The 1,124-nt window shown below is 71.0% G+C and carries 2 protein-coding genes; both read left to right on the top strand.

All coding sequences use genetic code 11. The features are described from left to right. Nucleotides 1-290, top strand: a 290-nt coding sequence (locus ABFX50_RS50450) for a phosphopantetheine-binding protein (protein ID WP_346158402.1), incomplete at its 5' end; no start/stop codon positions are given. A 7-nt stretch (nt 291-297) separates the two neighbouring features. Next, on the top strand, nt 298-1,124 hold an 827-nt coding region (locus tag ABFX50_RS50445), incomplete at its 3' end, for a condensation domain-containing protein (RefSeq protein WP_346158400.1).

The following is a 1,124-nucleotide window of genomic DNA, read 5'->3' as shown; positions in this document are numbered from 1 at the left end:
TCGGGGCGTCGGTGTACCGGGCGCCGTCGGCGGGTGAGGAGGAGGTGCTCTGCCGGCTGTTCGCCGAGGTGCTGGGGGTGGAGCGGGTCGGTGTGGACGACGACTTCTTCGCCCTGGGCGGGCACTCCCTGCTCGCGACCCAGCTCGTCAGCCGCATACGCGCGACACTCCGCCTCGAAGTGCCGATCCGGGTGCTCTTCGAGTCCCCGTCCGTAGCCCAGCTGGCGCGACGCCGGCAGGAGCTGTCCACGTCCGTCAGGGCACCGCTCCGCAGGATGACCGAAAGGTGACCGTGTCATGATCCCCCTCTCCTTCGCGCAGCGCCGGTTGTGGTTCATCGATCGGTTCGAGGGTTCGTCGTCGACGTACAACCTGCCTGTGGTGTTGCGGCTGTCCGGTGATCTGGACGTGGCGGCGTTGCGGGCGGCGATCGGTGACGTGGTGGGCCGGCACGAGAGTTTGCGGACGGTGTTCGCCGAGGATGCGGGTGGGGTGCCGGGGCAGCGGGTGCTTCCGGCTGAGGAGGTGGTGGTCGGGTTGCCGGTGGCCGAGCCGGTGGATGTGGGGGCGGCGGTCGCGGGGGCGGTGGCGTACGCGTTCGATCTTTCGGGGGAGGTGCCGGTTCGGGCGAGTTTGTTGCGGGTGGGGGCTCGTGAGCACGTGCTGGTGTTGTTGTTGCATCACATCGCGGCGGATGGGGAATCGGCGGCGCCGTTGGCGCGGGACTTGTCGGTGGCGTATCGGGCGCGGCTGGCGGGGCGGGTGCCGGGGTGGGCTGAGTTGCCGGTGCAGTACGCGGATTACACGTTGTGGCAGCACGAGTTGCTGGGTGATGAGCGGCTGGTGGCGTCGCAGGTGGAGTACTGGCGTGGGGAGCTGGCGGGTTTGCCGCAGCCGGTGCGGTTGCCGGTGGATCGTCCGCGTCCGGCGGTGGCCAGTTATCGGGGCGCGACGGTGGGGTTCGGGCTGGAGCCGGATCTGCTGGCGCGGGTGGAGGCGGTGGCGCGGGGCCGGGGGGCGACGGTGCCGATGGTGTTGCAGGCCGCGTTGGCGGTGTTGCTGCACCGGTTGGGGGCGGGGACGGACGTGGCGATCGGCTCGCCCATCGCCGGCCGCACCGACGA

The organism is Nonomuraea recticatena, from assembly GCF_039533245.1.
GTDB lineage: Bacteria > Actinomycetota > Actinomycetes > Streptosporangiales > Streptosporangiaceae > Nonomuraea > Nonomuraea roseola.
The sequence above is the reverse complement of the archived record's forward strand: the minus strand, read 5'-3'. Positions and strand labels throughout refer to the sequence as shown.